Genomic DNA, 15,845 nt, shown 5'->3' with positions numbered 1-15,845 from the left:
TTGATTAATAATTAAGTGCCGAAAAGAATTACATCTACTGGTTTTAAATCGGCTCTCTCCAGTATCTTTTTTTCTTTGAGCTTGGTGATCATAGGTGCAAGCTCCTTTTCGCTTACACGTTCGATTGCCTTCTCTGAATAATTTGCAAGCAGTTTTACTTCCCACAAGTAGAGCTTGTCCAGTTCTTCTTTGAGTTTTTTTATCTGATCTTCGATTAATTCCTTTTTTTGTTTTTCTGCTGCCTCTACCCATGACTTCACCAACTTTTTAATCAAATAGTCTTTGAACTGCGAGTACGTCAGGTAGAGCGTTCCGGCTGTAAGAGAAATTGAAAAAACTGCTATCAATGCTTTCTTCATTGTACTATGATTTACTGGTGAACATTGATTTAATCATATAGTAAGCGACTGTGCTTAATGTTGTGGCTCCCACCACGGCAGCAACGAACTTGAAAATGGTATCATTGGTGAGCGTAATCTTCACATCCGTTCGTAAACCTTCATCTCCGAAAGTATTATCGAGGTACTTTTTTAACAGTCCTTTTTTTTGTTCCTTATCCTGTGTTGTATCTGCCATTGCTTATTTCTTTTTTGGTGGTTCGGCCAATCGGTATTGTTTAAGTTTTTTCACGATCTCTAATATTTCTCCGACTTCTTCTTTACTTAACCGGCTTTTGAGATCATCAATCAGGTTTATCTTTTCGGTGGATGCCTGATAATATTGAAAAGCAATTTGCGACACCTGTACCTGGTCTTTCAATGCACGGAATACACTATTGATTTTAGCTTCATCATCATCAAACACACCCCATGAATCACGTATGTCTTTTGCGTATGCTTTTGCACTGGCCACCGTAAGCATATACATTGGCTTCTTTACCTTTTTTCCGATTTCTTCCCAATAGTGTATGTCAAAAGCATTGCTTTCAACAAGGCCCACAGAATCAGGAGCAATATCCCTTTGCAGTTCGCTGAAAAATGCAATGGCCAACTGGTCACGCTTTTTTCTCTTACTGTTGAATACAGCAACCCCAATCCACACTCCGGCAATAGATACAATGCCTACTGTCAGAAGGACTTTTGTATTGTTCTGTGCGAGTTTTATAGCTGCGGCTTTCATCTTAGTAATCCTGCCACCCTCCCTTGTGGGGTTAATGCTGCAACATCAGATGCAGACGTGTTCTGTGCAACTTTTACAATGGCATATAGGACGGCTGCAAGCCCCACAGTAATTACAATGGGAACTCCGTAGGTCAGCACTTTGGTAATGCCTTTGCCAAGGCCCATGATACTTCCTCCCAGGTCAGCAGCCGATGCAACGGCTGCCGTAGCCAGGTTGGTAACATCTATGTCGTGTTTTTTGAAAAAAGCATTAAAATCAGGGCGTGAAGTACAGGAAGCAGTTGAACCGTTCACCTGCCAAGTCTTCAACCAAATTGTTTTGGCATTTTCAGCACCAAACTTTCCCTCCAGCTTCTTGAAATAGCTGATCCACTCCGAGCATTCGGAGCTTTTTTCCGGTACGATTATGTCTTGTATAATAGTTGCCATCTGCTTTTACTATGAGAATTTTTTACCTAAAATATCTTCCACTTCTTTCTTCATTTCTTCAGCTTGAAGGTTGGGTAGTTTTTCTTTTATGAATCTTTCCAGTTGCTTTCGGATATTCACTTCACGCTGCCTTGCCTGATTTTTGGCAAGTGTCATGTAGATTTCCCTGCCCATCCAAACTCCCGCTGCGAGAATGAGTACTGTCCTCATGCTTCCGCTTCAGTAGAGTTTGTTTCTACCGCTGCGGATGCTACCACTTCTTTCCTTTCTTCTTCTACCGGTTTGTGGTAAATGTTCGCCTCCAAAACTCCAATGGAGCGTAACCATTCCCCCACGTTAAAACTTGGGCAGGCTTTACCATGTGCGTTGGGAGCTTCGTTATGTCCCAATACCAAAATTTTAGGATGGCGCTTAATGGTGTATTTTACATACACTTCAAGAGTTGCCAACTGTTCTTTGGTGCGAGTGTCTTTAGGTGATTTGTTCTCTTTGTCAATGCCACCAGCGTACACGATATGACGGGCGTTTCCGTTCAGTCCTACAACACCATTGCTGATTTCCCACTGATCTACAAAGTCGTCTGTATTGAAAGGGATGATGCTTACTAAATCTCCATCCAGTTCTACAATGTCAGAATAGCCGGGACGGTTCCAGCCACGTCCGCCAAGCTGAACAGGGTTTGTATGCCAGCGAATAATATCGTCTTTGCTAACTGGTCTGCCTTCAGGCGTTGCTGTGCAATGAAGCACTAAGTAATTTAATTTGTTGTTCATGGCTATTGATTTTATTGGTTAATTGTTATTTGTAATTATTTTGTAAAAGATCTCTGACCTCAAATTGCCGATACCATACCAGGACACTCACTGTATGTAGTCCCGGTAGCTTAAACCTCCAGTTCATTTTTCCATCTATGACAGTTCCGGCCAGTTCTGTTACTTCAGCAACATTCAATGCGCTTTGAGGACTTGCATATAATTCAAATGAGAGTGGTTTGCTTTTGACTGTGCCTGTTGGCGTAAACTTGTTGATGCGAAAACTGTTTAAGCGTTCCAGCCCTGTTACAACAAATTTTGCGTGTTGTATCACAGCAGGATTGCTTTGAAAATCCTCTCGCATTTCCGGGTAATCGGAGTTAATGGAAATTGTGCTGCTTACCTGTAAATAGCCAATAACATTGATCGTGTTATTGCTGGTATCGGAAACGTATATTGAATTGTTAAAGCTGTTGAATGCTCCACCGATGTTTTGTTCACCGAAACTTAATCCGTCAATTTTACTGTTGTCCGGACGGATAATAGTAAACGTATTGTCTTGGCGGTTCTGAACATATAGGTATCCATTGTAAGAATCAAAGAAGCTGTTATATGGCTTACTTCCTGCTTCAATTATTCCAACGATGGTATGGGTAAGCGTTTCAATCTGATAAACAAAATTGTTATTGGTAGCAACCGCATACATACTGTTGTTAGCCGGATTGTAGGTAATGGAAACGGGATATAGACCAACTGCCGGAATAGTCGTTACAAGTATATTGTTGCTGTCATAAACAGTAATGCTGTTACCAAGTGAATTAGCAGTATAGATATCTCCTGTTACAGGATTAATTCCAACTCCAATAGGATCCTGGCCGGTTGGCAATGGAGAGCCTGCAATTTCTGTTAATGCATCCGCATCAATGACACTCATGTTATCGCTCACAAGGTTGGCTACATAGACTTTAGTGTTTACCGGATTAAAAGCAATGGCTATCGGGCGTGAACCCACAGGGATGGTTGCGACTACATTCAAGGATAAATCAATAACTGCAAGTGTATTTGCAACTGAACAAACCACGTACACAAAACCGTATTTTGCGCTTGTACTTTTTGTATTAACAGTCAATGCAACCGGTGATGTGAAACCGGGAAAAGTTGGTTCAAGCTGAATAACTTTTACTACCTGGTTGTTGGAATCCAATACCGTGATAGTACCGCTTAGTTGATTTGCAATATAAACAAGCTGGTTTGCAGGATTAACTACAATGCCTTGCGGATGTACTCCTGAAGGAATACTGATTTGAGCAATTACTGTATGATCCTGAACATCACCGGGAGCAGGCGGGCTTGTACTGATATTTTGATTTCCTCCCCACAATACAACTTCTTTTTCCTCTGTGGATTTGTTTTGAATGGTAATCTGTGCTTTAGGAAATTCACGGAATATATCTGAATAGGGATTAACAGAAAAGGGAGTTACCTCACGTTTTTTCCATTTGCTCATCATGGATTTGTAAACGGCCTTACTGAAATCAGTAGGAAAAGGAACTGGCTTTTTCTTCTTTACATATTCATCGTTCGACACATTGATAATTCCCTGGCGTGTACCGAAACGTTCTACATCTTTTTTATACTTCTCTTTAAAACATTTAGCCTTAGAGGGTTTTCTAAGAGGCAGAATTTCTTTATTTCTTCTGTTTGGAATAGCATCATCCGCAACATCAATTAATTTAATGCGTGTACCAAACCTTTTTAAATCCTTTTCATAGCTCTCACTTTTCTTATCCAGATTAAGTGCTTTACGAAGATTTGTATTGGTTGCTTCAAAAAAATTATCGTCAGTTCCCTCATAGGTTTTTTCAACAAAGTTGTCCTCCTTAGATTTTTTCTTTTCAGCAAAAATCTTTTTGAGGCTTTGCGCCAATCCGTTAATACCTATGTTGCCAGTACGTTTCATTAAGCTCTGTTCATTTTTAAATTTTCTCTCCCTGAATAATTATCAATGAAATTCACAATGTCTTTCACCCTGTTTCTATGTCCTTGTCCGACTGATTCGGGATGGGAATTGAATATTTTAGTGGTAGCGTAAACCGCTTCTGTTCTTGGAAATCCCAAGTCCAGGTATAAGCGTAAACCGTGTAGGTCGGCAGGTTTTTCCAAACGTGTTGGTATCTGATAATGGTAGCGTTCATGGAACAAGACCACCATCCTTACCGGGATGGTGAATTTTGCAAAAGCTGATTGCGCTACTTGTATCCTTCCTGATTTGCGGTTGGTCCGTGCAGGTGTTACTAATGGATTTCCTTCTTCGTCTGCAATTACCGGCAGGTATTGAATCAAAAAATCACCGTCTTTGCTGTCATATACTCCGGTAGGCAGGTAACCTGCTTTTGTAGCAAAATCCTGTGCGAAACCTATAAAACGATGTACCTCCGGTTCTGCCCAAACACTTCTCGGTAAAATCTTTTCCAATTCAAATTTTTCAATGCGAAAATTCTGATCGTCACCATACGCTTTATCATACATCTCCACCATGAGCTGATCCGGTGAAAGTGGAAAAGGAAGTGTAAATTCTTTATACCCCGGATTCCTCCCTTTGAATAATTCCTGGGTAAAGGGAACACGCCTGCGGATATAATCCGTATTGGGCTTCGTTGCATCATAGCATTTCACGCCCAAAGCACAAGGCTCATAGGCACGAACGCCTACCTTGACTTTAAACTGTTGCTGTTGTGATGGAATAGGAATAACCATGTTGTTTACGCTGCTGCTTTTAAAACTTCTTCTACTGGTGCTGCTATTGGAACTTCTACCACTGGTGAAGGAACTGGAACAGGTGCAGGTGCTTGTACCGGTGCTTTCACTTGTGCCGGTATATCTTTACTTTTTTTCATCATCCGGGATAAGCCGTATAATACAGCCAGCGCAAGTACAGCACCGCCCACATAAACTGCTATCGGTGGAAGCCCCATAATCTTTTTTTCACCTTTGGGATCTTCACTTTCTCCACCCATGCTCATTTCATAGTCGGAAGGCTCGCTACTCTTAAAGTATTTCATCACGTTCTGAATAGTACCTGAAGCGCCTTCAAAACCTCCGACCTTGTCCAATAGGTTTTTTGCCTTTTGTCCGAGATGCACTTTTTTATGTGCCTCGGCTTCGTTTACTGTTTTATCAGCGGTGTCTGCTTCAACTTTTGTTTTCGCTGCCGCTTCTTTTTTTGCTTTGCGTTTCGCCTTTAGCTTATCAAGAAAGTTGTCGTAATCACTTTCATAAAGCTGCATGATGCGATTTGCTTTTTCGGCTCTAATCATTGCTTTAAGTTTTATAGGATGTAAAGTATTTTGAGCGTTGAACCATTGACAACATAAGGCAATGCCTTATAGCCCTTTCCAACAAAGGAGTAGCTCTTTGCTTCTCCCGGAGGTAGCGATACTCCATTAAAAGTTGCGATGTTGGCTCCTGTGTTTTTCACAGAAACAAACAATGCTCCCTGCGGGGTTGCTCCATCAATCGTTACTTCCTGTTCATGCGGATCTGCTAATATGTCCATGTCAATTATTTTTTACCGTCAAAGACGGAGTTTAACTTATGCTGCGGCTCTTAGTGGTTGTAGTTCTGAAATAGGTTTCTTGTCCGCTTTGTAGATCGCCACTCCTACAACCAGGATAACAACACCCAGGCAAACAAAACCGAACATAGCTCCCATACCTGCTTGCTTTTTAGGATTACCATTTGCATCAAGTTCTTTGCTTTCCGATTTTGCTCCTTCGTTTCCTTCTCCTGCTGATTCACTTGCGGGATCATTGCCTCCTTTGGATTTATCCAGTAAGCCAGCTGCTCCGGCTGCTAAAGCTGTTAATCCACTTCCTGATTGATTTCCCTCACCACCTGATGTAGAACCGGAATCGCTGTCCGCTTCATTCTTCCCGGAAGAACCTGACGCACCGGATGAACCCGCAGTTTTTGCTGCTGCCGCTTCCTTTTTCTTGTTCTTATTGAACAATCCGAAGTTTCCAAGAATGGGATGCTTTTTTGGTGTAGCTGCTTTGGTCGCCTTTTTTTCCTGGCGTTTTACCTGTTTGACTTGTTTTTTTTCGGCACGTTTTTCTTGTCGCACCGTTTTCTTTTGCTGGCGTTCCTCTTTGCTTTTGCGTTTGAACAGATAGTCGTAATTTTCTTCTTCGTATCCATCGTATCCGCTGTTGATTGTTTCTCCGATAATCATGGTTTTTTATTTTTAATTGTTAGTGATTAAGCTGCTTTTGCATATACAACCGGAGCAGCTGCCGGAGATGGTTTCTTTTTCATCATTACCCAGCCGATGCCTGCAATGAATATTACTCCCACAACCGCTGCAACCATCATCATGGAGTTATCTCCTCCGGCTGGAGGAGGTAATCCCGGTGAGGGTGCTGCGCCTGCCTGATTGAGCATGGAGAGTTGAGATTTCTTTTCATCAATTTGTGTTTGCTTCAGTTCGTTTTTCAGCCTTTTCTTTTCGCTGTTGAGTTCACGCTTTTCCTGCCTTTCACTTTTTCTTTCATCTTTGCGCTGTTTCCTATCGGCTTTTTTTTCCTGCCTTGCTTCTTTTTTTTCGGCTCTCCTTTCTTTTAACCTGGCAAATAGATTATCGTAATCATCATCATAGCCTGCGTAATTTGAAAGACCAGTAAGACCGAAATTGTTTTTTTGTAGTATCATGGTTTTAGACTTTTAATGGTAATGGTTGTTCTTCCGATTGTTTCTTTGCGTAAAAGGCCATTGCTGCGAGTGCTAATCCAAGCAAAACAAAAAGAGCGATGAGCATATACATTTTGTTTTTGCCTTTGCTTTGTTCGTTTGCTGCCAGTTGTGCCTTGTAAGCATATATTCCCTGAAGTGTTTTTGAGGTAGCTTCTTCTCTTGCTCTTTTCCCTGCACCGATTGATCCGGCAATCCCGCCAATCGCATTGGTAATTCCTCCCAATATTCCACCACCACCGGAAGATCCTCTACCTTCTTCTGCTTCTGCATCGCCTCCCTTATTGAAAAGAGATTTAAAATCAAAGCTGTCATATTCACTTTCAAGTGTGCAGTCCAGGATAATACTTCCCAGCTCATTGTTAAACTCTTTGTTGCATTCACCAACTGCGGATAATAGTTTTTCAGTCAGTTCCTTGTCATCAGGTTTTTCCGTCAGCTCAATGCTGTAATTTTCCAAAAGCTCACGAACAGCTTTAGGTTTATCAGCAATAAGGATCCCGATGATCTGAAGCATGGCTTTAGATTTCTCGGTAAGTTTTACTTCCTGCTCCTTTGGTTTGTCCCTGCCTGTGATCCTTACCATTAGCTAAGAGATTTTCCAATGATTATTCCCGCAATAACTCCAATAGATATTTTCAGCCAAACACTGTTTTCCTGTTTGCCTTCAATTTTTTGTGTTTGCTTTTTTCTGCGTTTCAGTTCATCCCAAATGGTTTCTACCTGGGCCATCATGGTTTTGTCCTCCGGGTTATCTTTGGATTGCATCTTCGTATCGTCATAGAGCTTGGTCAGATCGTCAACCGATAACTCTGAAAGTTTGTCGAGCAGGTCTTTTGTTTCTCCCGAATAAGAGCTATGGCAACCGCAATAGTTACTCTCATCGCTTTTATGTCCTGATACTTCCAGTATGAGTTTTTTCTCCGGGTGTATGCTGATCAACTCTTTGATAACCGGTTCTCCTTTTTTCTTCACAAGGAGCTTAACGGATTTAACCAAGTCCTCAACTTTTTTTGGAGCTTCATATCCATATTTCTCAACAATCTTGGCTGCATCAAACGGCTTTTGCAATACGATGTAGTCTATCCTGTTTTGCGCTTTTCCTTTGCACATGGTTTTTTAATTAATGGGTTTGTGGTTTTTACTTTTTGTGAAAAAAGCCAAAGCTGAGAGGGTTTCCCGCTTTGGCTTTTTCTGTTTAACCCTTAGCTGAATACAGCTTATCTGCGTTTTCTTAACAGCCTTTTTGGTCCACCTGGTCTTTGTTTTCCACCGCCTATTGGCCTGCGAACGATTTTGCGAACCATTTTTTTCATTCTTGGTTTCACACCGAACACTGGTTTTGGGGCTTGTTTAGCCAAGTCGATTTGAGGTAAACCTGTTGGGCGTGGTGCTGTGGAAATTTCCGCAACGTTTTGTCCCGACAATACATTACCCATATCAACACGAGCTTTGATGGTGAAGGTCAGCGTGGTTTTTACACCTGCTTTTTGGAAGAAGCGGATGCTGTCCTGTCCGGTAACATCCATCTCAAATGCGCTATCGTCAATCAAATTAGGGTTAGTATTTTGAGGCGATGTTGCGTTACGAGGTTGGTATGGATGCGAGTTGAAGGAACCGGCTGCTGATTTACGTAGGATTTTCCATACGCTATCAAACTGCAACGGATCAGACACAGACATTTTCATACCTTGGATCTTGAACGGATTGGCTTTGCTTTCTTCTCTTACCTCGTTGTGTGAGCTTTCCTGAACCACGACAAGTACGCCTGCTGGTTGGGCTGCGCCTTCGTTACCACCGAATACGATTGCTTCCGCATCTGCTCCGCTGGTATTAGTGATGGAAATGGTAAGAGTTCTGTCATTCGGATTGATTTTTCCGATGGAAGCCTGCTCATAGCTGTCGTATGAATCATCATCGTAGCTGTCTTCTCCGATGTATTCTACTTCTTCGTATGAATCTTCATCATACGAATCCTGGCCTTCAAGTCCGGTGTCGAAATTATCGTCATCATAATTGTCGTCATCAAAATCATCGTACTTGTCTTCGGCCTCTTTTTCATACCTGCGAATTTCTTCGTTATATTTATTCATGGCTTTTTGTTGTTAGTTGTTAATAATTGATTTTTGTTTTCGTTGTGATCGTTGCAAGGCCCTATGTACACTTAAGCCTTCTTTGTAGAATCACTCTCCTTTGAAGAAGCCTTTTTAGCAAGTACTTTATCTATACCTTTTGAGGCGTAGATAGCTCCAAGTGTGGCAACAAAGCCAACTACAAGGACAATTCCTGCTGTGATTCCGATTTCTTTCCAGTTGGTGTTTGATACCTTGGATAATGCTGTGTTTTCCATGTGAATTATTTTTTAATGGTTTTTTGATTTTAATCGATTGCTTTTGCGTGAATTGGTATTTAAACCTTGCGAGGTCAAAATTCAGCGTAATGCATGATGGATTATAGGAGCGGAAATGCTGTGGACTACGAATTACAGGGTGGACAATAGCGGGACAGGTGAAAACAAAGGGATGGAGTAATGAAAAAGACTACAAGTTTTTAAATAAAAAAACGCCTATTTTTGCCAAAGGAATTACCTTAATCAATTTATAATGCCGGAAAACAAAAAATTACCTCATCTGTTTTTAAAAAATCAGGCAACATCTTCTGAGAAGTTTAAAAAGAATCGTGGCTTTGAAACAAAGCCACCAGAGGAAGAAGAAGAAAAAAATTACACGCCTCAGAAGGACAAATTAAAAGAGGATAGTAGAATTTTCAATATTGAAAAAAGAAATAGGCATAACAAGAGGACTATTGCTGTATCGGAGCATATTGACCAGGTTAGAATACATTTTTTTAAGGTTTTCAATCACAGCTTACAAAAGGAGTTTATTAAAAAATATGGATTGCAAGTATTATCCTTTTTTGATTTCAATAAAACTGTATTATTTGCAATTGACAACGAGGAGTTATTTAAAGTTTTTCAAAAGCATTTGGAATTATATTATAATAGTTCGGATGACCAGCCTTTTCAAGGACAAGAATATAATCTTATAGTATTAATTTCTCATTTTGAGTTTATCAACTCACGTAAAATAATCAATGCTTATGATGAACGGATTTCCTCGTTCAACCTTATTCCTCCGTACAGCCTGAAAACAGATAAAATATTTAAAGCATTAAACGCTTACTTAGAAGAAAATAAATTAAAATTTTCATATCAAAAAGATGGAAATGCTTTTGAAATTTATGAGTTGCAAAAAGAACAGATAGATTTAATAACTGACAACTTTGATATCGTACAGTCAGTTCAAAGCACGAGAGCTGGTAAAGTTCGACCAGGCAGATTAGGAACTGTGATACGAAGTTTTGGAATTGAAATTACTCCAAATAAAAATGCACCTTTCGTTGGGATCATTGATACAGGAGTTCAAAACATTGATCCACTAAAAGGTGTTATGGCTGGTTTTAGTTATGACTTAACAGGAACCGCAGCAAATTGGGATAGTCATGGGCATGGAACAATGGTGGCAGGATTGGTAGCGCTTGGAGTGGAATATTTTACTGAAGTAAAGGAGAAATACCAGGGCAAGGCATTTATTGTACCTATTAAAGTATTAACAGATTCCGAAGGAAATTTTAGTCATAATGATCTTATCGGCACTATTGAAGCCGCATATAGCAAGGGAGTTCGTTTGTTTAATCTCTCTGTAAATCATTCACCAAAAAGATATAATTCTGCATTTTCAAACTACGCTTATTTGCTTGACCTGTTGAGTTACAGGAATGATCTGCTAATTTTTATTTCAAGCGGTAATATTGATTATGACAGAGTGAAAGAGCTTTATGAGAATGCACACAATTCACATACTTACCCAAATTATTTCTATTGCCTTGATACAGACAGTCCTTTCCACAGGTGTGAAACAACGAATATTTGCACTCCTTCTGAATCACTTAATAATATTACTGTTGGCGCATTAGCAGAAAATTTTACACAAGAAGATACATCAGGAATAACTCCCGCAAAGATTTATCCTGCTTCTTATGCAAGGAAATTTCATTTTGATTATAACCAGCAAATTAACGGAACCAATTTTTCAAGAAATCAGAAAAACAAAAATCTTGTTAAGCCGGATATGGTTTTTGCCGGAGGGGACTTGTTGGATGAAAATGCTGGTATGGAAGTATTTTCAGTTAATGCCGGAGAGTTTTATACAAGGAATGCCGGAAGTAGTTTTTCTACCCCATTGGTATCATCACTCGCTGCGGAAATTTTAACGGCATATCCAAAATTAAAAGTACAAACTGTAAAAGCCTTATTAATTAATGCCTCTGATTCTGTTTGTGGGAATAACCCACCTGATTTTACTGAAAAAGGATTGTTGAAAAAACTTATTGGTAATGGCACTCCAAATCGTGAAAGTGTTCTGTTTTCAAATGAAAACAGCATTACGTTTGTGATAGAAGACACTATTACAGTAGAGGAATTTAAACTCATTAAGATCAAACTACCTGAATACCTGAATCCAACAAAACATAAAACCAATCATAAGTTGAATGTAACGGCAACTTTATGTTACAAATTTCTTCCTGTAAAGGACAATCATCTTTCTTATTGCCCATTGCATATCAGCTTTGGAGTTTTTAAACCGGATATTCCCGGTATGGCTATGAAGGATGGAAAGGAATATCAAATCAAGACAGCTATACGATGGTCTGAAGACTTTTTTGGAATTGAAAACAGACTTCTGAGTAATGTTCAGAAGATTGATTATAATTTACAGCCTGAAGATATAGGTAATGTCAGCAATGAAATAAGTATTGCTATACGCTGCACCAATAAGGATGAGATTGATAATGCCGTTGCGGATATTCTTGCAAAAAACTCACATGAGTTTTCACTTGCATTAACATTTACAGAGTTGCCTCACGAGAAAACGAATACTAACCGTCTTTACAATGAACTTTCAGCCATTAACACAATAGAAGTGATCGGCATTATTGAACCTGATATTGATGTTGAGATAGGAGAATAGCCAGCTTATTTACTTAAAGAGTCGTCCTGAATTTCTTTTTTAAGAAGTTGCAACCACAGAGTAGTATTAATCTTGGCTTTTACGCCAATGGTTGTTTTATCCATTTCAAAAATGCTCCTTTTGATTGTAGTCACAAGTGTTTTTTGAATTGAATAATAGGAAAGTCCCTTACACGATTTGATTATTTGAGGAAGTGCTTTAGGTTTATCAAATTCAAACAAATCGGATTTTAACGTTTTATTTATGAGTTCCTGAATATGTTTATTGTCGGGTAAATCTAAATGAACCTTAAGATCAAACCTTCTGAGCAAAGCATTATCAATCATTTCTGCATGATTAGTCGCAGCTATCACCATGCTATCCTGTGGTAAATAATCAAACAGCTGTAAAATCGTATTTACAACTCTTTTCATTTCACCATGATCCTGGCTATAATCTCTTACTTTTCCAAGCGTATCAAATTCGTCTATAAAAATGATACATCCTTCCGCAGAAGCTCGTCTGAAAATCTTTGCTAAGTTTTTACTTGTTTCACCAAGTTTAGAAGAAACAATAGCTCCGAGATTAATTACGATCATCATTTTACTCAACTCTCCTGCAAGAACATAAGAAGCAAGAGTTTTACCACAACCGGAAGGGCCATGAAACAAAACTTTATTTGATACAGGTAAATCGTATTGTCTTAATAGATCCGCAGATTTATACTCTTTAATAAAAAGTTTTAAAGTTTCTTCCACTTCATCGGAGCAGACCAAATTTTCAAAACGGTAATCGGAAGTAACTTTTTCAAGAATAAACTCACCTATTTCTCTGTCTTCTTCCCTCATAAAATGTTGAGGAGATCCCACCTTGGTTAATCCACTGGTTTGCTGAGTGCGAATAGCCTCTTTGAGAATTGATTGTAGTTGTAGAGCAAAATTTAATTTTTTTGTCTTTTTTGAATATTCAATTAATTCATTAAGTACCTCCAATAGCCTCTCCTTGTCATTTTCCAGACCAAATTTTGCAATATCTTTTATGAGATCAAACTGGGACATTCTTATCAACTTATGGGGTAAATATACGTAATCGAATAGGCAAAGTTATAATCTCTTTTTGATTTTATTCACATATTACCTGTTTAAAGCCTGAACTCTAATAAATTGGCTCCTTACAAGGGTAAAATTCTCAAAACTGATGCCAACCTCATAAAGAAAATTGCTCTTATTGAGTCAGTATTCCTTAAAAAAAACTCTACTTTTGGCATTCAATTAGGTAAATTATTTCAAATAATCCCCATGTTAGTAGGTACAATTGTAAAACTGAAAATGGAATGTCTATTCAATCCTAAAGACACTAAGGGAGTATGCTATGAGGTATATAACCGAGGAAAGGGAGGCGGAGAAGGAGCTTCGATAATATTTGAGAATGGAAAGTCTGATGGCTTTTCACCGGAAGAACAAAAAGAAATATTAGTTCCTATTGGTATTTCAGAAGATTTAATGAATTATAAATTTAAAAACATTAGTAAAGTGAATGACGATTTTGGAAAGGGATTATTTAATAAGGCTTTGGGAATAACAACTAATCCAAAGAAATAAGATTAACAATGATTGTAAAAAGGACAGCCAACAATATGAACGAACATATAGAGAAAATTAAAAGAACTATTGAACCTTTGAGGCAACAAATTATTAATCATAAAGTTTATTCAGCAATCCATGATATAGACGATCTTAAAGTTTTTATGCAATATCATGTTTTTGCAGTTTGGGACTTCATGTCTTTATTAAAAGCCCTGCAAAATAATCTGACCTGCACTTCGGTTCCCTGGTTTCCAAAAGGTACGGCAGACACAAGACATCTTATTAATGAAATAGTTGTTGGCGAAGAATCTGATCTTGACAGCTTCGGCAATAGAAAGAGCCATTTTGAATTATACCTGGATGCTATGCACCAATGTGGGGCGGACACTTCCCAAATAAAAAAGTTTATAGCAGAATTAAAAAAAACCGGGGACTTTAATACAGCATTCACATCTTCCAATACACCTAAAGAGGCTCGTGACTTTGTTGACTTTACCTTCAAAATTATTGTAAGTAATAAGGATTATTTGCAATCAGCCATTTTCACTTTTGGGCGAGAAGACCTAATTCCCGGAATGTTTCTTTCAATAGTAAATGATATACATAAAAACTTTCCCGACAGCATTTCAATTTTCAAATATTATCTTGAAAGGCACATTGAGGTTGACGGAGATCATCATAGTCATCTTGCATTACAAATGATATCAAACCTTTGCGGTTCAGACGAACAATTTTGGAATGAAGCAGAGCGGGCTACCATAGAGGCTCTGCAAAAACGCATTGACCTTTGGGATGGTGTACACAGGCAAATAACAATAAAGAAGAATACTCCTGCTAACGCATTCTAATTGCATCAGCTGGTGAAGTAACCCTTTGCCTTCTTGTTTCAACAGAGGCTTCACACATCACTTACTTGCAGATTGATTTTCTCCAAGCCCTCAATTAAATCAAGTGTTTGATGAATGGTGAGTAAATCGCTTACCCCCTCCATTTGCTGCCTGCAATGGTTAATCATTTTATAAATCATTTTGGAAGCTGACTTGAAAAAACGATTGCGGGTTTTATATTCCTCTGAATAATCTGTGCATAGGGGAATTGCATCTGATAGTCTTTTTATTTCCTTAAAGTTTTTCAATTCAGAATCAAACTCATCAATCATATTTTTTTTGTTTCTGCAATCGGGTATTTCAGCTTGCCTGCTTAATACAGTTTCACAAAATTTAATTCGTTCCTCTAAAAGTTCGTTGATACTGGCTGGTATATACATAGGTTACTTATGCTGCTTTTGCTTCAGCAATTTTTTCAGTTGCAATAGGACTTTGAAAATTCACTTCGTGGTAGCGGAGTAATTCAGCAATCAGTTTAACAACTACTTCATTCCGGTTTTTATAAATTAGCTTGCTATAAAAATCTCGCTCCATCATCATTCGTCTTATCATTCCGTTTTCCTCTGTATCGAGATATTTTTTACATGCTCGGATAAAGGCCGGTACGCTACATCCCCGCACCTTTAATTTTCTCATATTCACATAAACGAAAAAGCGGATGTTTCCAATGAGATATTGTTCCTCGACTATGATCGTTGCAATACGGACCAGGAAATAATTGGGGATCCGGTTACGATACCGGGTTACATCATCCACTTGTTTATGCAGGCGTAACCAAGTACAGTTCTGAAATTCAGTAGTGGTAATTTTAGCAATGGATTGATGGGAGATCATAATATCCAAACCATGATGCCGGTTTGTGGTAAGAAGTCCTACAATAGTTTGGCCCTTGGCTCCTGTCATGTATTTGTCCAAGTCTTCCAATACCAGCAGACCGTCTGTGAACTGCTTTACCATGCGTTCAACCATATCCCTTTTTTCTTCAATGGACATGGTTTCACCATACTTGGTAAGCGGACGTATTCTGCGGGCGCGAATACTCCTTAAATCACGTATAAAATCGGGACTGACAGTAGTGTAGCATTCGTAATCATCATCGTTCACATCGAAGATTAAAACCTTACGTCCCTTTCTATATACTCCAGGATGATCCCGCAAGTAGTTTTCAATTTCTAAAATGTTTCGGAATGTTTTACCAACACCTGTTTCGCCACAAACCAACATTAACATTGGTTGTCGCTCGTCCTGCTTATTAACGAGGACTATTCCCTGAAAGAGTTTTGGTTTTTCTACGATTGCAGACATTCATTTTCAG

22 protein-coding genes are annotated in these 15,845 nt (G+C 38.9%); 3 read left to right on the top strand and 19 right to left on the bottom strand.

Annotation, left to right across the window (positions count from 1 at the left end):
• Positions 1-11 precede the first annotated feature (11 nt).
• The 16 genes from HYU69_12055 to HYU69_11980 form a co-directional block, all read right to left on the bottom strand.
• A complete protein-coding gene (locus HYU69_12055) occupies positions 12-359 on the bottom strand; it encodes a hypothetical protein (protein MBI2271069.1) in 348 nt (115 codons plus the stop codon).
• 4 nt (positions 360-363) lie between these two features.
• On the bottom strand, positions 364-576 hold the full coding sequence (locus tag HYU69_12050; protein ID MBI2271068.1) for a hypothetical protein: 213 nt from the start codon (positions 574-576) through the stop codon (positions 364-366).
• A gap of 3 nt (positions 577-579) precedes the next feature.
• Positions 580-1,119: a hypothetical protein gene (locus HYU69_12045; protein ID MBI2271067.1), complete on the bottom strand. Its 540-nt coding sequence runs from the start codon at positions 1,117-1,119 to the stop codon at positions 580-582.
• Positions 1,116-1,550: a hypothetical protein gene (locus HYU69_12040; protein MBI2271066.1), complete on the bottom strand. Its 435-nt coding sequence runs from the start codon at positions 1,548-1,550 to the stop codon at positions 1,116-1,118. The genes HYU69_12045 and HYU69_12040 overlap by 4 nt, the downstream gene beginning before the upstream one ends.
• A gap of 9 nt (positions 1,551-1,559) precedes the next feature.
• The gene (locus HYU69_12035) at positions 1,560-1,760 is read right to left on the bottom strand and encodes a hypothetical protein (protein MBI2271065.1); all 201 of its coding nucleotides are present in this window, start codon (positions 1,758-1,760) and stop codon (positions 1,560-1,562) included.
• Positions 1,757-2,323, bottom strand: coding sequence for an N-acetylmuramoyl-L-alanine amidase (locus HYU69_12030; GenBank protein MBI2271064.1), 567 nt, complete (start codon positions 2,321-2,323; stop codon positions 1,757-1,759). The genes HYU69_12035 and HYU69_12030 overlap by 4 nt, the downstream gene beginning before the upstream one ends.
• 25 nt (positions 2,324-2,348) lie before the next feature.
• Entirely contained in the window at positions 2,349-4,262 is a 1,914-nt protein-coding gene (locus tag HYU69_12025) for a YncE family protein (GenBank protein MBI2271063.1), read from the bottom strand.
• The gene (locus HYU69_12020) at positions 4,262-5,059 is read right to left on the bottom strand and encodes a hypothetical protein (GenBank protein ID MBI2271062.1); all 798 of its coding nucleotides are present in this window, start codon (positions 5,057-5,059) and stop codon (positions 4,262-4,264) included. The genes HYU69_12025 and HYU69_12020 overlap by 1 nt, the downstream gene beginning before the upstream one ends.
• 5 nt (positions 5,060-5,064) lie before the next feature.
• Positions 5,065-5,619, bottom strand: coding sequence for a hypothetical protein (locus HYU69_12015; protein MBI2271061.1), 555 nt, complete (start codon positions 5,617-5,619; stop codon positions 5,065-5,067).
• An 11-nt stretch (positions 5,620-5,630) separates the two neighbouring features.
• A complete protein-coding gene (locus HYU69_12010) occupies positions 5,631-5,858 on the bottom strand; it encodes a hypothetical protein (protein ID MBI2271060.1) in 228 nt (75 codons plus the stop codon).
• Between the two features lie 36 nt (positions 5,859-5,894).
• Positions 5,895-6,533 carry a hypothetical protein gene (locus HYU69_12005; protein ID MBI2271059.1) on the bottom strand — a complete coding sequence of 213 codons (639 nt, stop codon included), beginning with the start codon at positions 6,531-6,533 and terminating at the stop codon, positions 5,895-5,897.
• Positions 6,534-6,559: 26 nt separating this feature from the next.
• Positions 6,560-7,009, bottom strand: a complete 450-nt coding sequence (locus HYU69_12000) for a hypothetical protein (GenBank protein MBI2271058.1) — start codon at positions 7,007-7,009, stop codon at positions 6,560-6,562.
• A 4-nt stretch (positions 7,010-7,013) separates the two neighbouring features.
• Positions 7,014-7,634, bottom strand: coding sequence for a hypothetical protein (locus tag HYU69_11995; protein MBI2271057.1), 621 nt, complete (start codon positions 7,632-7,634; stop codon positions 7,014-7,016).
• On the bottom strand, positions 7,634-8,161 hold the full coding sequence (locus HYU69_11990) for a hypothetical protein (GenBank protein ID MBI2271056.1): 528 nt from the start codon (positions 8,159-8,161) through the stop codon (positions 7,634-7,636). Before HYU69_11990 ends, HYU69_11995 begins: the two co-directional genes overlap by 1 nt.
• Positions 8,162-8,268: 107 nt before the next feature.
• A complete protein-coding gene (locus HYU69_11985) occupies positions 8,269-9,141 on the bottom strand; it encodes a hypothetical protein (GenBank protein ID MBI2271055.1) in 873 nt (290 codons plus the stop codon).
• A 71-nt stretch (positions 9,142-9,212) separates the two neighbouring features.
• Entirely contained in the window at positions 9,213-9,398 is a 186-nt protein-coding gene (locus HYU69_11980) for a hypothetical protein (protein ID MBI2271054.1), read from the bottom strand.
• Between the two features lie 253 nt (positions 9,399-9,651).
• On the opposite strand from HYU69_11980, the gene HYU69_11975 reads away from it, so the two are divergent.
• Positions 9,652-12,078, top strand: coding sequence for a S8 family serine peptidase (locus tag HYU69_11975; GenBank protein ID MBI2271053.1), 2,427 nt, complete (start codon positions 9,652-9,654; stop codon positions 12,076-12,078).
• A gap of 5 nt (positions 12,079-12,083) precedes the next feature.
• Here HYU69_11975 and HYU69_11970 read toward each other — a convergent pair whose 3' ends face one another.
• The gene (locus HYU69_11970; protein ID MBI2271052.1) at positions 12,084-13,115 is read right to left on the bottom strand and encodes an AAA family ATPase; all 1,032 of its coding nucleotides are present in this window, start codon (positions 13,113-13,115) and stop codon (positions 12,084-12,086) included.
• A 105-nt stretch (positions 13,116-13,220) separates the two neighbouring features.
• Between HYU69_11970 and HYU69_11965 the strand changes: the two genes are divergently transcribed.
• Both HYU69_11965 and HYU69_11960 read left to right on the top strand, forming a co-directional pair.
• Positions 13,221-13,658: a hypothetical protein gene (locus HYU69_11965; protein ID MBI2271051.1), complete on the top strand. Its 438-nt coding sequence runs from the start codon at positions 13,221-13,223 to the stop codon at positions 13,656-13,658.
• A gap of 35 nt (positions 13,659-13,693) precedes the next feature.
• A complete protein-coding gene (locus HYU69_11960) occupies positions 13,694-14,491 on the top strand; it encodes a DUF3050 domain-containing protein (GenBank protein ID MBI2271050.1) in 798 nt (265 codons plus the stop codon).
• A 50-nt stretch (positions 14,492-14,541) separates the two neighbouring features.
• Here HYU69_11960 and HYU69_11955 read toward each other — a convergent pair whose 3' ends face one another.
• Positions 14,542-14,910, bottom strand: a complete 369-nt coding sequence (locus tag HYU69_11955; protein MBI2271049.1) for a hypothetical protein — start codon at positions 14,908-14,910, stop codon at positions 14,542-14,544.
• A gap of 7 nt (positions 14,911-14,917) precedes the next feature.
• Complete coding sequence (locus HYU69_11950; GenBank protein ID MBI2271048.1) at positions 14,918-15,754, bottom strand: hypothetical protein; 837 nt, start codon at positions 15,752-15,754, stop codon at positions 14,918-14,920.
• Between the last annotated feature and the right edge of the window lie 91 nt (positions 15,755-15,845).

The sequence above is a fragment of the Bacteroidota bacterium genome, assembly GCA_016183775.1.
Taxonomy (GTDB): Bacteria; Bacteroidota; Bacteroidia; order JABDFU01; family JABDFU01; genus JABDFU01.
Note: the sequence above shows the minus strand (reverse complement) of the source record. Positions and strands in the feature narration are given on the sequence as shown.

Bases quoted from the DNA above. Each gene is read 5' to 3' on its own strand.
- HYU69_12055 (MBI2271069.1), bottom strand. From the start codon at position 359: ATGAAGAAAGCATTGATAGCAGTTTTTTCAATTTCTCTTACAGCCGGA.
- HYU69_12050 (MBI2271068.1), bottom strand. From the start codon at position 576: ATGGCAGATACAACACAGGATAAGGAACAAAAAAAAGGACTGTTAAAA.
- HYU69_12045 (MBI2271067.1), bottom strand. From the start codon at position 1,119: ATGAAAGCCGCAGCTATAAAACTCGCACAGAACAATACAAAAGTCCTT.
- HYU69_12040 (MBI2271066.1), bottom strand. From the start codon at position 1,550: ATGGCAACTATTATACAAGACATAATCGTACCGGAAAAAAGCTCCGAA.
- HYU69_12035 (MBI2271065.1), bottom strand. From the start codon at position 1,760: ATGAGGACAGTACTCATTCTCGCAGCGGGAGTTTGGATGGGCAGGGAA.
- HYU69_12030 (MBI2271064.1), bottom strand. From the start codon at position 2,323: ATGAACAACAAATTAAATTACTTAGTGCTTCATTGCACAGCAACGCCT.
- HYU69_12025 (MBI2271063.1), bottom strand. From the start codon at position 4,262: ATGAAACGTACTGGCAACATAGGTATTAACGGATTGGCGCAAAGCCTC.
- HYU69_12020 (MBI2271062.1), bottom strand. From the start codon at position 5,059: ATGGTTATTCCTATTCCATCACAACAGCAACAGTTTAAAGTCAAGGTA.
- HYU69_12015 (MBI2271061.1), bottom strand. From the start codon at position 5,619: ATGATTAGAGCCGAAAAAGCAAATCGCATCATGCAGCTTTATGAAAGT.
- HYU69_12010 (MBI2271060.1), bottom strand. From the start codon at position 5,858: ATGGACATATTAGCAGATCCGCATGAACAGGAAGTAACGATTGATGGA.
- HYU69_12005 (MBI2271059.1), bottom strand. From the start codon at position 6,533: ATGATTATCGGAGAAACAATCAACAGCGGATACGATGGATACGAAGAA.
- HYU69_12000 (MBI2271058.1), bottom strand. From the start codon at position 7,009: ATGATACTACAAAAAAACAATTTCGGTCTTACTGGTCTTTCAAATTAC.
- HYU69_11995 (MBI2271057.1), bottom strand. From the start codon at position 7,634: ATGGTAAGGATCACAGGCAGGGACAAACCAAAGGAGCAGGAAGTAAAA.
- HYU69_11990 (MBI2271056.1), bottom strand. From the start codon at position 8,161: ATGTGCAAAGGAAAAGCGCAAAACAGGATAGACTACATCGTATTGCAA.
- HYU69_11985 (MBI2271055.1), bottom strand. From the start codon at position 9,141: ATGAATAAATATAACGAAGAAATTCGCAGGTATGAAAAAGAGGCCGAA.
- HYU69_11980 (MBI2271054.1), bottom strand. From the start codon at position 9,398: ATGGAAAACACAGCATTATCCAAGGTATCAAACACCAACTGGAAAGAA.
- HYU69_11975 (MBI2271053.1), top strand. From the start codon at position 9,652: ATGCCGGAAAACAAAAAATTACCTCATCTGTTTTTAAAAAATCAGGCA.
- HYU69_11970 (MBI2271052.1), bottom strand. From the start codon at position 13,115: ATGTCCCAGTTTGATCTCATAAAAGATATTGCAAAATTTGGTCTGGAA.
- HYU69_11960 (MBI2271050.1), top strand. From the start codon at position 13,694: ATGAACGAACATATAGAGAAAATTAAAAGAACTATTGAACCTTTGAGG.
- HYU69_11955 (MBI2271049.1), bottom strand. From the start codon at position 14,910: ATGTATATACCAGCCAGTATCAACGAACTTTTAGAGGAACGAATTAAA.
- HYU69_11950 (MBI2271048.1), bottom strand. From the start codon at position 15,754: ATGTTGGTTTGTGGCGAAACAGGTGTTGGTAAAACATTCCGAAACATT.